The 17,205-nt window shown below is 71.3% G+C and carries 16 protein-coding genes; 5 read left to right on the top strand and 11 right to left on the bottom strand.

Annotation, left to right across the window (positions count from 1 at the left end; genetic code table 11):
- Positions 1-44 precede the first annotated feature (44 nt).
- From IEZ13_RS27060 to IEZ13_RS27050, 3 genes are read right to left on the bottom strand one after another with little or no spacing between them, the layout of a single operon-like run.
- Entirely contained in the window at positions 45-2,516 is a 2,472-nt protein-coding gene (locus IEZ13_RS27060) for a glycoside hydrolase family 5 protein (RefSeq protein ID WP_183218254.1), read from the bottom strand.
- Between the two features lie 55 nt (positions 2,517-2,571).
- Positions 2,572-3,867 carry a type I glutamate--ammonia ligase gene (locus IEZ13_RS27055; protein WP_268240144.1) on the bottom strand — a complete coding sequence of 432 codons (1,296 nt, stop codon included), beginning with the start codon at positions 3,865-3,867 and terminating at the stop codon, positions 2,572-2,574.
- Positions 3,868-3,880: 13 nt separating this feature from the next.
- Positions 3,881-4,963 (bottom strand): amidohydrolase family protein, encoded by a 1,083-nt coding sequence (locus tag IEZ13_RS27050; protein WP_229795077.1) that lies wholly within the window; start codon positions 4,961-4,963, stop codon positions 3,881-3,883.
- A gap of 142 nt (positions 4,964-5,105) precedes the next feature.
- Between IEZ13_RS27050 and IEZ13_RS27045 the strand changes: the two genes are divergently transcribed.
- Genes IEZ13_RS27045 through IEZ13_RS27025 form a run of 5 tightly spaced genes read left to right on the top strand, consistent with a single transcriptional unit; the run spans position 5,106 to position 8,839 of the window.
- Positions 5,106-6,170, top strand: coding sequence for a sensor histidine kinase (locus tag IEZ13_RS27045; RefSeq protein ID WP_183218256.1), 1,065 nt, complete (start codon positions 5,106-5,108; stop codon positions 6,168-6,170).
- Positions 6,167-6,646, top strand: a complete 480-nt coding sequence (locus IEZ13_RS27040) for a roadblock/LC7 domain-containing protein (RefSeq protein ID WP_183218257.1) — start codon at positions 6,167-6,169, stop codon at positions 6,644-6,646. Before IEZ13_RS27045 ends, IEZ13_RS27040 begins: the two co-directional genes overlap by 4 nt.
- 12 nt (positions 6,647-6,658) lie before the next feature.
- Positions 6,659-7,009 carry a DUF742 domain-containing protein gene (locus IEZ13_RS27035; RefSeq protein WP_183218258.1) on the top strand — a complete coding sequence of 117 codons (351 nt, stop codon included), beginning with the start codon at positions 6,659-6,661 and terminating at the stop codon, positions 7,007-7,009.
- The gene (locus IEZ13_RS27030; RefSeq protein WP_229795076.1) at positions 6,984-7,604 is read left to right on the top strand and encodes a GTP-binding protein; all 621 of its coding nucleotides are present in this window, start codon (positions 6,984-6,986) and stop codon (positions 7,602-7,604) included. Before IEZ13_RS27035 ends, IEZ13_RS27030 begins: the two co-directional genes overlap by 26 nt.
- The gene (locus tag IEZ13_RS27025; protein WP_183218260.1) at positions 7,589-8,839 is read left to right on the top strand and encodes a styrene monooxygenase/indole monooxygenase family protein; all 1,251 of its coding nucleotides are present in this window, start codon (positions 7,589-7,591) and stop codon (positions 8,837-8,839) included. The genes IEZ13_RS27030 and IEZ13_RS27025 overlap by 16 nt, the downstream gene beginning before the upstream one ends.
- Before the next feature lie 80 nt (positions 8,840-8,919).
- On the opposite strand, the gene IEZ13_RS27020 is transcribed toward IEZ13_RS27025, so the two are convergent.
- The 8 genes from IEZ13_RS27020 to IEZ13_RS26985 form a co-directional block, all read right to left on the bottom strand.
- Complete coding sequence (locus IEZ13_RS27020; protein WP_183218262.1) at positions 8,920-10,527, bottom strand: CHAT domain-containing protein; 1,608 nt, start codon at positions 10,525-10,527, stop codon at positions 8,920-8,922.
- Positions 10,527-11,081, bottom strand: a complete 555-nt coding sequence (locus tag IEZ13_RS27015) for a hypothetical protein (protein WP_189285753.1) — start codon at positions 11,079-11,081, stop codon at positions 10,527-10,529. The genes IEZ13_RS27020 and IEZ13_RS27015 overlap by 1 nt, the downstream gene beginning before the upstream one ends.
- A 140-nt stretch (positions 11,082-11,221) precedes the next feature.
- Positions 11,222-13,186: a CotH kinase family protein gene (locus IEZ13_RS27010; protein ID WP_229795075.1), complete on the bottom strand. Its 1,965-nt coding sequence runs from the start codon at positions 13,184-13,186 to the stop codon at positions 11,222-11,224.
- Entirely contained in the window at positions 13,179-13,964 is a 786-nt protein-coding gene (locus IEZ13_RS27005; RefSeq protein ID WP_183218266.1) for a polyphosphate polymerase domain-containing protein, read from the bottom strand. The genes IEZ13_RS27010 and IEZ13_RS27005 overlap by 8 nt, the downstream gene beginning before the upstream one ends.
- On the bottom strand, positions 13,961-14,560 hold the full coding sequence (locus IEZ13_RS27000) for a DUF4956 domain-containing protein (protein WP_183218268.1): 600 nt from the start codon (positions 14,558-14,560) through the stop codon (positions 13,961-13,963). Before IEZ13_RS27000 ends, IEZ13_RS27005 begins: the two co-directional genes overlap by 4 nt.
- A gap of 1,025 nt (positions 14,561-15,585) precedes the next feature.
- Positions 15,586-15,726 carry a hypothetical protein gene (locus tag IEZ13_RS26995; protein ID WP_183218270.1) on the bottom strand — a complete coding sequence of 47 codons (141 nt, stop codon included), beginning with the start codon at positions 15,724-15,726 and terminating at the stop codon, positions 15,586-15,588.
- 32 nt (positions 15,727-15,758) lie between these two features.
- Positions 15,759-16,538 (bottom strand): sulfite exporter TauE/SafE family protein, encoded by a 780-nt coding sequence (locus IEZ13_RS26990; RefSeq protein ID WP_183218272.1) that lies wholly within the window; start codon positions 16,536-16,538, stop codon positions 15,759-15,761.
- Between the two features lie 84 nt (positions 16,539-16,622).
- Positions 16,623-17,195, bottom strand: coding sequence for a rhodanese-like domain-containing protein (locus IEZ13_RS26985; protein WP_183218274.1), 573 nt, complete (start codon positions 17,193-17,195; stop codon positions 16,623-16,625).
- Between the last annotated feature and the right edge of the window lie 10 nt (positions 17,196-17,205).

The following is a 17,205-nucleotide window of genomic DNA, read 5'->3' as shown; positions in this document are numbered from 1 at the left end:
GTCGCGTGGCGGCTTTCCGCGTACGCAGATCTGCGTACGCGGCCCTAAGGCGCCGCCGCCAGGGTGTAGGCGCCGCGGGCACAGCCGCTGATCCGCCAGCCGCCCGTGACCTGCGCCGACGACAGCTCGGCGATCCCCGTCGTGGTCAGGCGGGGCATCGTGGCGCCGGGCACCCAGATGTCGACCTGGCAGTTCGCGGGCTCGCCGGCGGCGGTGGCGGTGATCCGCAGCCCACCGTCCGGGTCCGAGGTGAGCGAGTCCAGCCGGCCCGGCAGTGCTCGCGGGTAAGCCCGGGACAGGGGCCGGGCGAAGCCCTCCGGCGGCGGGGCCGACGCACCGGTACGGCAGTCGACGGCGACCAGGTTCCCCGATGTCGTGGCGTCGGCGCCGGTCTCGGGCGAACCGCATCCCTGCCGCCACACCCAGAACGCACCGCCGGCGCCGAGCCGGTCCTGGGCCGCCGCGAGGCGCCGCACCTTGGCGCCGTCCACCGCCGGGTCGCCGAACCAGCCCCATTCGCCGAACCACAGCGCGGCCCGGTACGCCCGGGCGGCGCGGGCCGACGTGGCGAGATTCCGCTCGATGGACGCGATCGTCAAACCCAGGCCCTGGTCCATGCTGATCGACTCGCTGTACGGGTGCGGGGCGAACACCAACTGCCGGTCGCCGGTGAACCCGGGCGCCGGGGCCGCGTCGAACCCGAGACCGGACCACAGCACGCTCGGCTCGAAGAAGGCGAGGTGGGTGTGCCCGCCGGCGGCCTGCTCGGCCTGGCGGATGGCCGTGATCGCGGCGTCGTAGTACCGGCCGAGCAGGAGCCCCGAGCTGATCGGCGGGTTGGCCCCGATCCCCGGCTCATTGAGCAGGTCGTAACCGGCGACGGCGGGCTCGTTCGCGAAGGCCTTCGCGACGAACGCCCACGTACGCACGAGTTCACTCTGGATGCCGTCGCGGTCGGTGTAGAAGTTCCCGAACGCCGTCGCCACCGCCGGCGCCAGGTCGCGCGCCAGGAACTCGCAGTGCGCCGTCCCATCGGTGATCGTCGCCCACGCGGGTGCGCCGTCCCAGCCGCGGGCCGGAGTCGTCCCGCCGCCGCACTCCTCGGCGGGGCGGGCGATCGCGTTGCCCCACGCGTCCTCGTGCATGTCCAGAACGGTGTAGATCCCGTGGGCCTTCGCCCCGGCCACCGCGGCCCTGATCTGCTGAAGGTAGGACTCGTCGAAGACGCCGCGCACGGGCTCCAGCCGCGACCACGACATGCCGAGACGGATCACGTTGAAGCCCATCGCCGCCATCTGCTCGAAGTCGCCGTCGGTCAGCGGCTGTGTCGCCGGAACGGCCGGATCACGCAGGTGGTAGTCGATCAGTTGATTCACGTTGACCCCGCGCAGGATCACCTGCCGGCCGGTGACGTCACCGATCGTGGCGAGCCCGTCCCCGTCACGCGCCGGGAGCACCCGGAGGTACTCCATGCCGCCGGACGCCGCGACCTCCTCGGCCGCCGGCGGCCCCGCGGGAGCCGGCGCTCCGATCAAAGGCACAAGAGCCAGCACGAGTACGCCGGTGGCCGCGACCGGCAGCACCCGCGATCGCAGCCGCCATCCCACCGCGACCAGGGCAGCGCCGACGAGACCGGCCATCGCACCGTAACCGATGCCGGTCGCGACGCTGATCAGCGAAGTGGCGACCCACCACTGGTCCGTCGACGAGGGGATCGCGGCGAGGACGGCATCGACCACCCCGAGGCCGAGGCCTGCCACCACCGAGGCCAGGCCCACGGTCACCGACACCACCAGCGGCCCGGCCTGCGTCAGCCGCCGCCCCGCCGACCATGCGGCCCCGGCGAACATCGCCAGGAACAGCGCCGTGCCGGCGAGGAAGCCGAGTACGCCGTTGGCCGCGCCCGGTGCGGCCAGGAACCCGTCGAACGCGTAGCCGACCGGTCCGCCGTGCCACCAGTGAGCCGCCGGCCCGATCGCGGCCAGACCGGTCACCATCACCATGACCGTGAGGGGGAAAGCGACCGGGAAGGACCCGGCCCCGGCAGGTGCCGGCCGCGGCCCGAACCGGGCGGCGAGCGCCGCGCCGGCCGCGACCAGCGAGCCGACCAGCAGAAACTTGATCGCCACGAAGCCGCTCGTGCTGAGCGCGTACGTCAGGGCCGAGCCGGCCGACAGATGCGGCCCCACCATCGGAAGCGCCGACGCGAACCCGCTCGCGGCGGTCGCCAAGGAGCCGGCGCCGATCACCGCGACCCACGCGGCGGCGAACACCCACCTCGCCGCCGCGTACCCGGCGACCACGAAGGTGGGCAGTGCGGTGCCGGCGAGCAGGACCGGAAGACCGATCACGAGGGGCGCCCAGCGGTAGACGCCGCCCGTACCCAGCAGCGGAAGCCCTCGGCCGCCGATCGGCGCGAGCAGACCCGACGGATCCGCCACGGCGGCGGCCGCCAGGACGGCGACGAGGATGACGACGGCGGTGACGGCGGCACGGATCTGTGTGATGCGGATCATGGTGGACGCGAATCATACTCGCGTTCCGCGTTTTGTCAGCCCACCCGAGGGCCTCTCAGTAGACCCAGCGCAGAGCGGCCGCCACATCCTCCGGACCGGCGTCGCGGAACCGGGCCGCCTCGGCCCGGCGGACCGCCACGACCGCGTCGAACAGCGTCGTCCCGAACGCCTCCCGCAACACCGCATCCGCCGCGAACTCGCCCACCGCCGCGTCCAGAGTCGTCGGCAACCGCGGCGCGCCCGGCACATTCACCGGATCACCGGTGACCGGATCCGGCAACGGCCGCCGCCCGGCGAGCCCGTCCAGCGCCGCCGCCACCAGCGCGCCGAGCAGCAGGTACGGGTTCGCGGTCAGATCGAAGCACTTCACCTCCAGGTTCGCCGCCCCGGCCAGACCCGCGGTGCCCGGCACGAACCGGAGGGCCGTCTCCCGGGTCTCCACGCCCCAGCAGGCGAAAACCCCCGCCCAGCGCGACGGCATCAGCCGCAGATAGCTTCCCGGAGTGGGCGCGCCCACCGCGAGCAGCGCCGGAAGATGGGCCAGGATCCCGGCCGCCGCGAACCCGCCCGCACCGGACGGGAAGCCGTCGAACAGGTTGGTCCCGTCACGCCACACCGACAGATGCACATGGCCGCCGTTGCCGACCCGGTCGGCGACCACCATCGGCGCGAACGACGCCCGCAACCCGTGCCGGTGAGACACCGCGCGGATGGTCTCGCGCACCAGGACACTGTCATCGGCCGCGCCGACCGGATCGGAGGCGGCGACCGACACCTCGAACTGCCCGGCCGCATACTCCGGATGCAACTGTTCTACCTGGACGCCCTGCTCCTCCAGAGCGATCAGCACATCGCGGGCGTAGTCGCTCAACTCGACCAGGCGGGTCATCCCGTACGCCGGACCCCGGCACGCGGGGACGAAGTCCTCACCGTCGCGCCCGACCGCCCACTCCACCTCGATCGCCATCTGGAACGACACACCCTCGGCCGCCGCCAGGCCCACCATCCGCCGGGCGAAGCCACGCTGATCGGCGACCCACGGCTCGCCCTGCTGAGTGAACCGGTCGGCCGGCGCCCACGCCCAGCCCGGCTGCCCGGACAGCACCACGAGCCGGTCGAGATCCGGGCGCAGGCGCAGGTCACCATCCGGGCCGCCGAGCCGGTCGGTGCTCGTGATCGAGTCGTCGGCCAGGAAGACGTCGAACACCGGCGACATACCGACACCCCATTGGACGGCGTGCTCCAACCGGGACAGCGGCACGGTCTTGACGCGGTTGATCCCGGCCGTGTCCACGTACGAAAGGATGACGCCGCGCACACCCCGCTCGCGCAACTCAAGCACCCCGGCCATACCCATCTCCCCTTCATAGCCGGTAGACCCGCACGGCGTTACCGGATCCGACCAGCTCTCCCACCCGGGTGGCGTCGGACGCCGACCAGCGTCCCTCCCGCACCCACGCACCGGTCACCGCTGCGAACGCCTGCCGGAACGCCAGCGCGCCGAGATGATGCAGCTCAGCCAGCCCGAACGCATCCGAGGAATAGAGCACCTTGTGGAAGGGGGCCAGCTCCAGCGACTCGGCGACGACCGCCGGTGCGCGGGCGCCCACATGGTTGACGGCCAGCCCGACGTCGACGTACACGTGCGGGAACGCGTGCGCGAGGTAACCGGCCTGCCGGTGGAACGGATAGCAGTGCAACAGCATCACGCTGACGTGCCGGTCGCGGGTCGCCCGCAGGAAGCCGGTCAGCAGCAGCGGGTCGCAGCGCGCCAGGTCGAGGTCCGGGTCGCCGAAACCGACGTGGAACTGCAGGGGTAGGCCACGCTCCACACCGGCCCAGATCAGATGGCGCAGCAGCACCGGGTCGTCCAGCCGTGGCCGGCCACGGCGCAGCCACCTTCCCGCGGCTCGGGCCACCTCCCGCCGGCCCGGCGGAAGCGGATCGAAGTCCAGGCCGTACCGGTAGGCGACGATCGACTTGACGCCGGCCGCGCCCGCCACCGCCCGGTCGAGGGCCGCCGCGAAAGCGCCCGCGAAACCCGCCGCGGTCACCTCCGGCAGCGCTTCGGCAACCCCTTCCAGGCGTACGATCTCGCGAACCTCCGCCCCGGACGCCGCCGCCATCTCCGGCCCGTCCAACAGCTCACCGGGGCGGAACCCGGAGTCGACCAGGAACACGTCGACGCCGGCCGCCCGCAGCAGCCGCCGGTTCACCTCGTCCGCGCCCAGCTCACGGCGCCGGGCCAGGTAGACCTCCGGCTCCACGTGCGGATCCAGGCCCAGCACCGGCGCACACCAGCGCCGAACGGCGAACCCCAGTTGCGAGTCGAACATCGAACAGCCCGGCGGCGCCGCCCGATCCGACTCCGTCAGCAGCGACTCGAACCCGGCCCGCTCAAGCGGCTCGGTCACCACACCGTGACAGTGATGGTCGATCAGGCGCACCGGTCCAGTATCGCGGCCGCCCTGACAGTGTGTGAGATACCGCGGATGGCCATCCGGACAATCGGGCGGGTACGGTACAGACTCCGTAGCCGGTGATCTTCCTCCGCCTCGGTGAGACGGAAGGCTGATTGGGGAGTGATCGATGCCCGCAGCAGGTCGCTGGCTGAGCTGGTCACGCCGGCGGCGGCCCCTCGCCGTACCGGAAGCCGTACCGGAAATGGCGCCGGCGCCCGCAGTCGCGCCGCCGCCGGACCCGTGGCGTCCGATCGCCGGCGAGTTCGCGCTCCGCCTCCTCACCCTCACCTGGGAGGCCGTTCACCACATCGGCGAAGCCGAGTTCCGCGAGCAGGACGCCGAGCGGCGCAAGGTCCTGTTCCGGATCGATCACTCCGTCACCCGGGTTCGCCGCCTCGCCGAGAACCTGCGGGTCCTCACCGGCGAGCCGCTCGACGACCCGGATCAGCAGATCACCTCGCTGTACGACATCACGCACGCGGCCGGCGCGGCGGTCGAGCACTACGAGCGCCTGCATTTCGGCCCGATCGCCGACCTCGCGGTGGCGGCCGCCGCGGCCGACGACGTGATCCGGATCCTGACCGAACTGATCGACAACGCCGACCGCTATTCTCCGCCGACCGAGCCGGTCACCATCGCCGCGCACCTGACCGGTGACGGTGACGTGGTGATCCGCGTCGAGGACGTCGGGATCGGACTCAACCCGGCGCACCTGCCGTGGATCGAGCGGCTGCTGTCGGACCCGGCCGAGCCCGCCGCCGGTGAGCTGCATCCGGGGCACCTGGGCCTCACCGTGGCCGCCGTGCTCACCCATCGCCACGCGTCGCTGCGGGTGCGCCTGGTGCCCCGGCCGCCGCGGGGCACGACCGCGATGCTGCTGATCGGCGCGGACCTGCTCTGCGAGGCGCCGCGGCACGACCCGATGCCCGCGCCCGCGCCTGCGCCTCCGCCCGTGGGCAACCATCAGAACGACGTGACGATGGTGCTTCCGGCACTGCAGAAGCCGATGCCCCGCCGCGTTCCGGCCAGTGTCCGCGGCGCCGGCGCGCCGCCGCCCCCGGTCCCGGCCCAGCGGCACCGGACCGCTTGGCACGACGACGCCGCCGACTTCAACGCCGGCGTGGACGCGGCCCGAGCCAACGCCCCCCAGCAAAGTGCCGCCCCCCCAGGAAGAACCGAAGGACCGCGATGACTGACTACCGTTTCCCCGCCGGTGCCGGCGAAGGGGCCCACGGCGGCCAACCGGACGTCTCCTGGCTGATCGGCCAGCTCGTCCGCGAGGTGCCGACGATCACCGCGGTCGTCCTGGTCTCCGCCGACGGCCTGCAACTCGCCTCCTCCGGCCACCTGAGCCGCGAGCACACGGAGAGCGTCGCCGCGCTCGCCGCCGGATTCCTCGGGATCACCGGCCAGCTCGGCGGCCTCCTGCAGCTCGGCGCCCCGGAGAACCTGAGCATCCGCTACCCGCACGGCCATCTGGCCTTCCTGCGCATCGACGACCCGGCCGGCGAGTTCGTCGCGGCGCTGCTGGTCTCCGCCCAGCCGCAGACCCAGATCGGCCAACTGGGATATGCCATGACCACATTCAGTCAGGCCGTCGGTCACGCGCTCACCCCGGAGACCCGTCACGCGCTGCACCAGAACACCCTGCCCGCGCCGGCTCGCTGATCGGAGGCACCGATGGCCCGAAGGCCGGGGCTGCACTGGAAGGTGCGCCCGTACATGACCGCCCGGGGTCGCACCAGCAGCCGCGACCCGCTGTTGATGCACACCCTGGTCTCCACCGGCGACCGGTACGACCCGGCCCTCGCCGCCAGTCTGGCCCCCGCCTCCCGGTCGCTCTACGAGCAGGCCCGCCGGATGTGTTCGGTCGCCGAACTGTCGGCGACCTGCGGCCTGCCGCTCGGCCTGACCCGTCTGCTGATCAACGACCTGCTCAAAATCGGTCAGTTAGTCGTGCATGACACCCGTTCCTCGCAAGACCTAGCGCTCCTGGAGAGACTTCGTGCCGGCCTTCTCCGACTCACGTGAGGCGAACCTGAACAGGCGGCTGACCTCGGCGAAGATCGTCATCGCCGGCGGCTTCGGCGTCGGCAAGACCACCGCCGTCGAGGCGATCTCGGAGATCCCGGCGATCCGCACCGAGTCCTGGATGACCGCGGCGGCGGCCCAGATCGACCGGCTCGACCCGGGCATCGACAAGGTCACCACCACGGTCGCGATGGATTTCGGCCGGGTGACCATCGACGACTCCCTCGTGCTCTACCTGTTCGGCACGCCGGGCCAGCCCCGGTTCTGGCCGATGTGGGACGACCTGGTCCGGGGTGCGGTCGGCGCCGTGGTCCTGGTCGACACCAACAACCTGGAGAACTCGTTCGCCGCGGTCAACTACTTCGAGAACGACGCGACAGTGCCCTGGATCGTCTGTGTCAACCCGTTCCACGGGATTCAGACCCACGAGCTCTCCGCGGTACGGGAGGCGCTGACCCTGCCCCCACACATCCCGCTGATCGCCGCGGACGTCCGCGATCCGCGCAACGTCGCGCGCGCGTTGCTGACAGTGGTGGACCACGCGACCGAACGTCGGTCGGTACTACAGGAGACAACAACATGCGCAAGATCCTGATTGTCGGGGCCGGCCAGGCCGGTCTCCAACTCGCGCTCGGCCTGCGGGCCGAGGGCTACGAGGTCACCCTCATGTCGGCGCGCACGCCGGAGGAGATCCGGACCGGCTGGCCCACCTCGACCCAGGCGATGTTCGACCTGTCGTTGAACACCGAGCGGGCGTACGGGCTGAACCACTGGGAGGACCAGGCGCCGCCGATCCACGGCCTGCGCCCCCAGCTCTCCGTCGAGAAAGGCCGGTTGGCGCTGGCCTTCAACGCGCCGCTGGAGCGCCCGGCCCAGTCCACCGACCAGCGGATCAAGATGGCCCACTGGCTGGAGGCCGCCGAGGAACGCGGCATCGAGGTGATCTACAACGCGGTCACCACCCAGGACCTCGACGCGATCACCCAGCTCGGCCGGTACGACCTGACCGTGGTCGCGGCCGGCAAGGGTGACCTGGTCGCGATGTTCGACCGGGACCCGGCCCGCTCGCCGTACACCGAGCCGCAGCGGGGCCTCGCCGTCGCGTACGTCCATGGTCTGGAACCGGACCCGGAGTGGCCGGAGCCGCACGTCGGCTTCCACGCCCTGCCCGGCCTCGGCGAGCTGTTCGTGATTCCCGCCCTGACCCACACCGGTCCGTGCGACATCCTCTTCTGGGAGGCGATCCCGGGCGGCCCGCTGGACCGCTGGGCCGGTCACACCGGCCGGATGGTTCCCGAGGAGCACCTGGAGATCACCCTCGAGCTGATCCGCGAGCACCTGCCCTGGGTCGCCGCGCGGGCCGCGAACGTGCGGCTCACCGACGACAAGGCCACCCTGCACGGCCGCTACACGCCGACCGTCCGTCAGCCGGTCGGCCACCTGCCCGGCGGTGGCCGGGTGCTCGGCCTCGCCGACGTGGTCATCGCCAACGACCCGATCACCGGCCAGGGCAGCAACACGGCGGCCAAGGCCGCGAACCACTACCTGCGGGCCGTCCTGGCCCGTGGCGACCAGCCGTTCGACGAGCAGTGGATGACCGACACGTTCGAGGCGTTCTGGACCGCGCACGGCCAGGCGGTGACCGGCTGGACCAACGCCATGCTCCAGCCGCTCCCGCCGCACGTGCAGCAGCTGCTCGGCGCGTCCACACAGAACGAGGAGATCGCCCGCCGCTTCGCGGCCGGCTTCAACGACCCGAACGACCTGCTCAACTGGTTCGTCGACCCGGAGAAGGCCGCCGCCTACCTCGCCGAGGTCAACGGCGCCTGAACCCCCGATCCGCGGTACGACGGTGGGCCCGCCGCTCAGGCGGGCCCACCGTCGTTCATGAGGTTCGCCGCCTGTTCAGATCACACGCGTCTGCGCCGGCGTCGCAGAGCGCTGATCCGGCGACCGACGGGGCGTGCCAGATAGGCGACGATCGTCAGGGTCGCGATCGAGAGGAACCAGCCGCCCAGCGTTGCGAAGAACTGGTTCTCGTCACCGTTGATGTAGATCGTCGTCGGGATGGTGAGCCACAGCCCGGCGGCCAGCGCCAGCACCGAACCCACCGGCCAGCGCCCGCACACGACCAGGAAGATCGGGAAGAGCGTCAGCCAGGTCATCAGCTCGTAGAGGTACATGAAGCCGCCCCAGGACGGCACGGAGATCCGGACCGGCTCATCGGACTGGCGGAACACCATCGGAAAGAAGGCCGCCCACAGCACCCCGAACATCAGCCCGGTGAAGAACGTGACGATCGCCCTCGGCTGATGGAGCGCGATCCACAGTGGGCTGGGCGTGTCCGGCCGGGATCCGAGGGAGCGGACGGCGCCGCCTCCGGCCACGGCCGTCGACCGGGCGGCTCCGGTCCTCGGCTGGGTGGCCTTGCCCAACGGCGGCGCGAGCACGACGCCGTCACGCGATCGCATGTAGAGGGCGGCGGTGGCCCACTCGGCCCGCCAGCCGGTGACGAACATCCGGTTCCGGGCGGTGGAGATCGCCGTATCGACGGGCCGGCCCTGGACCAGGCCCCGGTAGAACTCCGCGGCGAACCGTTCGGCCGCCTCGTCGGTGATGCGATGCTGCATGGCCACAACCGCCGGAACACCGGTCCGGACGAGCGCACCGGCCATCCCGGTCATGTCGGCACGGCCACCACCGGCACCGAGACACGAGTTGAGCACAACGAGCCGTATCGACGGGTGGTCGACCAGGAGCACGCCGAGTTCGCGGCCGGTGATCGGCTGGCTCAGATTCGTCACCGGATCCGCCAGATGCAGCACCGCCTCGCCGCGCTGCCCCTGCTCCGAGCCGTGCCCGATGAAGTGCAGGGCATGGTACGGGCGCTCGGACAGCGTCCGGATCAGGTCGTCGCGACCTCCGGTGGCCGGCCGGTCGAGCACCGCGGTCCCCTTCTCCAGCAGGGGCCCGAACGCCCGGTGAAGCAGCCGCCATTCACGTTCGGTGTTGAGCGCGGGCAGGTCCTCGGGGTCGGCGATGACGACCAGCACCCGCAGCGGCGGCCGGACCGGGGCGCCTGTGGCGGGCGGGGTGGGCATCGAGGTGTGCCGCACCACCGGGGTCTCCACCGACTGGGCCAGGAAACGGTGCAGCGGTGGGCAGTACATTGCCTCCCAGGGCAGGTCCCGGCTCTCGATGGTGGCGTCCATCCGGATCCGGATCCGCAGGCCGGCGCCGGAGCGGAGCCGATCGAGGCTGAGCAGCAGCATCGTCTCGATGGACCCGGTGAAGACGCCCCGGTAGAGCTTGGTCCCCAGTCGTTCCAGCTCCTGGCCCGACGCGTCGAACCCGGCCGACGTGGGGTCGGCCGCCCGCCGGAAGCGCTCCAGATCCTCGGCGGTGAACAGGTTCGGCCCGTGCTCCTCCGACTCGCCGGCCGGTGACGTCAACAGGGTGAGGTGCACGCCCTCGTCACCGTCCGCTGCGATGCGCAGGTCGAACTCCTCGTAGCGCATCAGCCCGCCTGTCGGCTCTGCCCGTCGGGCTCACCGAGCAGTGGCGGCTTCGGCGATTCGAAGACGGCGCCGATGTAGCCGATGACGATGGTGCCGACCACGAGGACCACACTGCCGACCTGTGGCCTATACCAGGAAACCGTCTCGTACGGGGTGCCGGGCAGGGTGAACGCCCAGATCGCGAAGGCGAGAGTGGCGAGCAGGATCGACACCCATGGCCACTCGGCGACGCGCCGCGGCCGGTCCTTGCGCTGCGCCCGTAGCCCGGCCAGCCAGCTGACCCAGACCGCGATCGGGGTCAGCGCCAGGAAAACGATCATCAGCAGCCACTGGCCACCGGCCGGCGGCGACCCCGGGGTGTTCAGCGCCGATGTGCCGACCACATAGAGCGTGACGATCTCGGTGGGGATGTAGACGAGGCAGGCCTTGCCCAGGTCGGTGATGCTGCTCGCGTTGATGACGGGCGTCGCGCCCGGCTGCCGGTCGACGGTCGCGGATCTGGTGCGGCGCGGGGTGTGATTCGCGGCCACCTGCCCCACCCTGAATATGCTCACGGCGCTCCTAACGTCTACCCGATTCACCGTTCTACTGACGGACCGGCCATGTCGGGACGTGGATCGGCGTAACGCACAGAACCCCACCAGGCATCACGTGAAACCTGATGCCTGGTGGGGTTCGACGTGTCCGAGCGGGATCACCCAACGCTACCGGCGGCGCACGTGACCGCTGGTGGGGTGTTGCTGCCGCTCCAGGAGCCGAGCAGACCGAAGGTCGTGGTCGCCCCGGCGTCCAGGCCACCGTTGTAAGCGGCGTTGCGGACAGCCACCCCCGTCTCGCCGGTGCTCATCGTCCCGTTCCAGACCTGGCTGACCCGCTGGCCGTTCGCGAAGGACAGCGTGACGGTCCAGCCGTTGATCCTCCTCGTTCCGGCGGTCACCCGGACCTCGCCCTGGAAGCCGCCGGTCCACTGCCCGACCTGCGTATAGGTCGCGGTGCACCCACCTCCGGGCGGCGGTGTGGAGGCCGAGGCCGACGGTGACGGCGAGGTGGTGGCACCGCCCCACGCCGACGAGCCGTCCAGCCAGGCCGCGCGCTGGGTCATCCAGGTGCGCATCACCTGCACTTGACCGGCCCAGCTCGGCGTGGTGTCGGTGATGAACGGCCCGACCATCCGGCTGCCCAGGTTCGGCCAGCGCTGGAAGTTGCGCTGGGCGGCGGCGGTCAGCGGCGCGGCCAGCGCGTCCACCCGGCTGGTCAGCGAGGTGGTGGCGAGCAGGCCGCGGCGCAACGACTGCCACCGGGTCTTGAGGTCGTTCTGGAACGCCGGGTCGGCGAGCAGGATCTGGAACCAGTCGTTGGCCTGCGGGCTCCGGGTCTGCTGGTACTGCCAGCCGGCGGTCTGCTCGTTGCCGAAGAAGCCGCCGACGCCGAAGGTCAGGTCGTAGTCCCACAGCGGCCCGGCCACGATCGGGCCTTCCCGGTCCTTGTAGAAGTAGGTGCTGCGCAGATAGGAGTCCATCTCCCGGCTGAGCTCGTTGAGGATGATCAGGTCGACCCAGGAACCGACGTCGATCCAGGTCCGGTAGCCGGTCTGCGGGTCGGTGAGCCGCGGGCTGTGCAGCATGTCGTGGAACTGCTGGAGGTACTGCGTCAGCCAGGCACGCTGAGAAGTGTTCAGCGGGGACGGATCCTCGACCTCGAGGAAGTTCCAGCAGGTCGCGGCGGCGCCGGTGCAGGTGAGCGTGGGTTCCTCGGCGGCCAGCCACTCGAACTTGAAGATGTAGCCGCCGGCGATCTTCGGCAGCGTGGTGTCCTCCTCCTCGAGCTGCTTGAGGTCGAGCCGGTCCTTGCTGTTCTTGATCGTCTCGACCAGCATGTAGACGCCCTGGTAGTCGGCGGCCGCCACCGGCGTGGAGTCGGTGTTCAGGTAGAGCTCGACGAAGCGGTAGCGCGGCGTCGCCAGGCCCATCTCCCGGCCGAGGTCGTAGACCAGGGCCTCGCGGATCAGCGACTTGTCGCTGAACGGCCCGCGCAGCACCCAGTCCGAGTCGGCCGGCATGCCGAGCACCGGGTGGTCGGCGTCGTCGTCGGCGTCGTCCCGGAACTCGAGCCGGTAGGGCGCCTTCTCGAACATGGCCGACGACTGGCCGCGCAGGTGGATGCCGGTGCGGGTGGCGACGGCCGGTGCGGCGGACAAGGAGGTCCGGCCGGCCGTGGTGTCGAAGACCATCGCGGCGGCGTCCATGTAGTCGCGGCCCGGCTTGCCCTTGCCGTAGTTGTCGATCAGCAGCAGCGGCAGGTCGTGCTGGGTGTCCACGGCGCGAGCCACGTAGAGCGCGGTGCCCGGGGCGCCGGTGGCCGCGCCGTTCAGGAAGGCCTGCGCCCGCAGTTGGGTGGTGCCGGTCAGGGTCAGCGGCCGGCCGGGGTAGACCGCCGAGGCGGTCGCCGGCCGGGTGCCGTCAGTGGTGTAGCGGATTTCCGCACCGGCGATCGCGGTGCCCAGCGTCACCGACACCGAGCCCTGGAAGGTGCCGCTGGGCACCGAGAACGTGATGTCCCCGGCGAGCTCGTCGGCGGCCGCCGCGGCCGGGACGCCGGCCGTGGTGAGCAGCATCGCCAGGATGACCAGGGTGACGGTCCGGATCGTGTGCCTACCCATGGAGCAGGTCCTCTCTGCTGAGGGTGAAGTGCTGTCGGAGGACCCGGCGCCACGGCGCCGCCGGCAGGTCGGCGCGGAGCGCGGCGAGGCCGGTGGCGTACTTGGAGATGGCGACGGGACGATGGCCGCGGCGCCACAGCCGGCGGTCAGCCTCGGCGGCGGTCGAGCCGGTCTTCGTCTCCACGATCGCGACGCCGGGCAGCCGCAGCTCGCGGCCGTCGGCGATCCAGCGCAGATCGGTGTCCACGGTGACCCGGCTGTCGCCCGGCATGAGCAGCGCGAACCGCAGATAGGCGGTGCGCAGCACGGGGGTGAGGCCGGCCCGGTCGGCGGGCGACAGGCCGTGCCGGGCGAAGACCTCGTCGAGGAAGGCGAGCCCGGTTTCGGTCGGGTGCGGCTGCCCGGGCACGTGCGGCGCCCGGTACTTGACCGTGCTGCCGCGCGGGCCGGGCACCTTCGCCTCCAGCCAGCAGGAGCCGGAGTCCACGTATGTCCGGGTCCTGATCTTGAAACGGCGCCGATGCCGGTACGCGGTTCGCAGGTAGCTGACCAGATCGGGAGTGTCGAGGTAGAGCGACTCGTAGGTGAAGTGGCGGATCCCGTCGATCTCCAGTACCCGGGCCACCGGCGCGAGCTCGGCGAGCAGCCGGCGCGCCCCGCCGGCCGGCAGGAGGTACTTGCGGTCGAACCGGCACTGCAGTGCGGCCCGCTGATCCATCTCGGCCAGGCTGACGGCGGGCAACGCGCCCAGCGTGTCGAACGCGACGGCCGCGGTCATCGTTGCCCCGCGTAGGTCGGCGGGCTGACCGGGGCGATCAGCTTGCCGGGCCGGCCGGCGTACCGGACGTCGACCACGGTGGAGTCGTTGATCAGGTCGACCCGCAGCAGCCGGCCGGAGTAGACCTTGGCGCCGAGCAGGTCCTCGAGCCGGCGGATCAGCTCGTCCTCATTGGTCACGATCGAGTCGAGGACGATGATCTGCTGGCGGTAACGGCCCAGCACCCACCGGTTGTCGACGATCGCCAGCACCACGAGGATCAGGCCCATCAGCGCGATGTTGCGCCAGATCGAGCTGGTCTCCAGGGCGCCCAGCAGACCCAGCGCGAGCGCCGAGAAGAAGTAGGCGACCTCGTGCTGGTCCAGCTCGGTGGACCGCAGCCGGATGATGGAGAGCACGCCGAACAGCGCGAACCCCAGCCCGAGGCCCGCCCCGGCGCCGCTGGTGCGCAGCGCGTCGGCCACGGCGAGCACCCCGATGTTGACGGCGAAGTAGGCCACCACCAGGTCGCGGCGCCGGTGCCGCGGGAAGTAGAGCCCGAACACCAGCACGGTGACGGCCACAAGTTCGGCCCCGAGTAGGGCTAATTCGGACATCTGCGGTCCTCCTCCGAGCAAGAAGACGTTTCGAAAGTTTCGGTAAACATCCGGAACTTCGACCGAAGGCTAGGGTTAACATTCGATGAATGTCAATGTCTTCTCGCGGGGCGGCCCGCGGATCACCGGCTCTCGGTCCAGGTCGTCGAGAATCGCGGTGCAGCCGCGGAGCACCACCTCGGCGGCCTGGTGGCCAGTCGGATGCCGCCGAGTCCGAAACGGTACACCAGCGCGGCCCGGCGTTCGACCGAGATCGCGACCGGAAGTTTCGGGCCAGCGAAGCGGTCGTGGGAGCAGGAGTGCGTCGGGCGTCGTATCACGGCAGCGCGGCGATCGCCGCGAACTCGTCCTCCCGCAACGTCCGCCCGGCGTACGCCATCTGCCCGGCCATCGCGAGAACGTCCCTTCTCTGGGGGTGGCCGGTCTGATCACGGGTTCCCCCTGCTCAGGTGTTGCTGCAGCGAAGTCGACCATCGCCATACGTGTGGTGCGGAGCGGCCGGACTCGGTTAGTCTCGCGGGCAAGAGCGCGACGTCACCGGCGTCTCGGCGAGGTATCCGTCGAAAATCGGGATCGAGCGGGTCATCGCCCGCTCGACACGTAGAAGGCCCGCCCCCGACGCGGCAAACGATGAGGGCGGACCAGCTACCACATGCGGCCCTGTTCTAGCTGTCCGGCTAGGCGGGGCCGCTCCCATTCAGAACACCTGCGAGTGTCGCGATGGCGGTTAGCAGAGCGGCGAAGGCGCTGATCAACGCCGCCACCGCCGCCCAGTTCTGCCACCATCGACGGCTTCCCTCGGGGCCGCCCGTCACGGTTTTCCTCCTTCCCGGTCCTCGACCAGTTCGAGGACCTTCCAACTGGAAAGGTCCCAGTTCCCGGTCGACCGTCAAGGAGTGCTGCGAGACGCCATTCCGACCACCTCCGCCAAACCCACCGCGGTCAAATCGAACGCATGTTCGATAGTATGCCTGCGTGTTTCCGCAGTTCAAGCGGGTCACCAGCCGCAACGAGCGGTTCGGGTTTCATGCTCCTTCGCCCGTGGCGTAGCGCACGACGGCGAGGACGAGCGCGATGGTGGCGCCGCCGGCGGACAGCAGCCCGGCGGTGACGCCGACGAGCACGCCGGAGACGAGCGCGAAGCCGATCCACACGGCGCGCGGCACGCCCGGACCTCGTCCATGAGGTGTTGATGCGGTCAGGCCGTGACGGGGTTGGTGATCGCCTGGACGGCGACGAATGCGGCGATGGCGAAGACGAGCCAGGCGAAGGCGCGTTGCAGCCGCTGGGTGGGCAGCCGGCCGGCGATCCGCCCGGCGGCCAGGGAGCCGGTGATGGCGGCGAGGGTGAACGCCGCGGTGATGCGGTAGTCGATGGCTGCGTCCCCGGCGTGCGCGGCGAATCCGGCGGCCGAGTTGACCACGACGATGACCAGCGAGGTGGCGACGGCGGCGAGCATGCTCAGGCCGAGCAGCAGGACCAGGGCGGGGATGATGAGGAAGCCGCCGCCGACGCCGAACAGGCCGGTGAGGAAGCCGACGCCGAGGCCGGCGGCGATGGACTTCGGGAGGCAGCCGCGCCAGTTGACGCCGCCGCCGGGCAGGGCGCAGTCGCCGCCGGAGTCGTCGGCGCCGCTCAGCATCCGCCACCCGGCGACCGCCATCAGCACGGCGAACCCGGCCAGAACCAGGCGCGGGTCGAGCAGCCGGTTGATGGCGGCGCCGGCGAACGCCGCAGCGGCGCCGGTGCCGCCGACGATGGCGGCGATGCGCCACTGCACCAACCCCGCCCGCAGGCGCGGGAGCATGGCGGTGGCCGAGGAGACACCGACCACCAGCAGGGAGGTGGGCACGGCCGCGGCCAGGGTGAGTCCGGCACCGTAGACCAGGGCGGGCACGGCGAGGATCGAGCCGCCGCCGCCGCCGAGCAGGCCGAGCAGGATCCCGATGAGCGCCCCGAATCCGACAGCGGCGATCATGACGGGTCCCGGCCCGGCCGACCCTCGTGCGTCGGCCGGAAGCGAGCGCGTCGACAAGGCACAGGACCTACCGCCGATCGCCGGTCAGTGCGGTGACGACCTGTCGAGGTCGGTGCGCGGGCCGCGGTTGTAGGGCAGCTTGGCCAGCATCATCCCCATCGCGCAGGTGTTGGTCAGCGCCGCGACGGTCAGGCCGGCGCCGATGAACGCGGCCACCCATTTGATCGGCTCGGCCAGCGTGCTGGCGAGCACGGCGAGCAGCACGATGCCGCTGGCGACGAGGCGGACCTGCCGTTCCAGGTCCCAGCGCGGCGTGCCGGTGATGACCGGGGCGTGGGCGGCCTGCCAGGCGGTGATGCCGCCGGTGAGCACCCGCAGATTGGGCAGGCCGGCGCCGGCGAGGGCCTGTTCGGCGTGGACGGCGCGTTGCCCGGAGCGGCAGACCAGCACGACCTGCTCGTCGAGGTGGTTGCGCAGTTCGTCGCGGTGCTCGCGCAGCAGGTCCAGCGGCACGTTGTAGGAGCCGGGGATGTGCGCGGTCTCGAACTCGGCCGGGGTGCGCACGTCGATGAGCCGGGGCGCGTGGCCGGTCGTGATCAGGTGGTGCAGGGCGGGGACGTCGAGGGCGGCTGGGGTGCCGGTCGGCGGGGTGGTCATGAGGGTGCGG

The sequence above is a fragment of the Actinoplanes campanulatus genome (assembly GCF_014647795.1).
In the GTDB taxonomy this organism is placed as follows: Bacteria; Actinomycetota; Actinomycetes; order Mycobacteriales; family Micromonosporaceae; genus Actinoplanes; species Actinoplanes campanulatus.
The sequence above is the reverse complement of the archived record's forward strand: the minus strand, read 5'-3'. Positions and strand labels throughout refer to the sequence as shown.

Bases quoted from the DNA above. Each gene is read 5' to 3' on its own strand.
- IEZ13_RS27060 (WP_183218254.1), bottom strand. From the start codon at position 2,516: ATGATCCGCATCACACAGATCCGTGCCGCCGTCACCGCCGTCGTCATC.
- IEZ13_RS27055 (WP_268240144.1), bottom strand. From the start codon at position 3,867: ATGGCCGGGGTGCTTGAGTTGCGCGAGCGGGGTGTGCGCGGCGTCATC.
- IEZ13_RS27045 (WP_183218256.1), top strand. From the start codon at position 5,106: ATGCCCGCAGCAGGTCGCTGGCTGAGCTGGTCACGCCGGCGGCGGCCC.
- IEZ13_RS27040 (WP_183218257.1), top strand. From the start codon at position 6,167: ATGACTGACTACCGTTTCCCCGCCGGTGCCGGCGAAGGGGCCCACGGC.
- IEZ13_RS27035 (WP_183218258.1), top strand. From the start codon at position 6,659: ATGGCCCGAAGGCCGGGGCTGCACTGGAAGGTGCGCCCGTACATGACC.
- IEZ13_RS27025 (WP_183218260.1), top strand. From the start codon at position 7,589: ATGCGCAAGATCCTGATTGTCGGGGCCGGCCAGGCCGGTCTCCAACTC.
- IEZ13_RS27020 (WP_183218262.1), bottom strand. From the start codon at position 10,527: ATGCGCTACGAGGAGTTCGACCTGCGCATCGCAGCGGACGGTGACGAG.
- IEZ13_RS27010 (WP_229795075.1), bottom strand. From the start codon at position 13,186: ATGGGTAGGCACACGATCCGGACCGTCACCCTGGTCATCCTGGCGATG.
- IEZ13_RS27005 (WP_183218266.1), bottom strand. From the start codon at position 13,964: ATGACCGCGGCCGTCGCGTTCGACACGCTGGGCGCGTTGCCCGCCGTC.
- IEZ13_RS27000 (WP_183218268.1), bottom strand. From the start codon at position 14,560: ATGTCCGAATTAGCCCTACTCGGGGCCGAACTTGTGGCCGTCACCGTG.
- IEZ13_RS26990 (WP_183218272.1), bottom strand. From the start codon at position 16,538: ATGATCGCCGCTGTCGGATTCGGGGCGCTCATCGGGATCCTGCTCGGC.
- IEZ13_RS26985 (WP_183218274.1), bottom strand. From the start codon at position 17,195: ATGACCACCCCGCCGACCGGCACCCCAGCCGCCCTCGACGTCCCCGCC.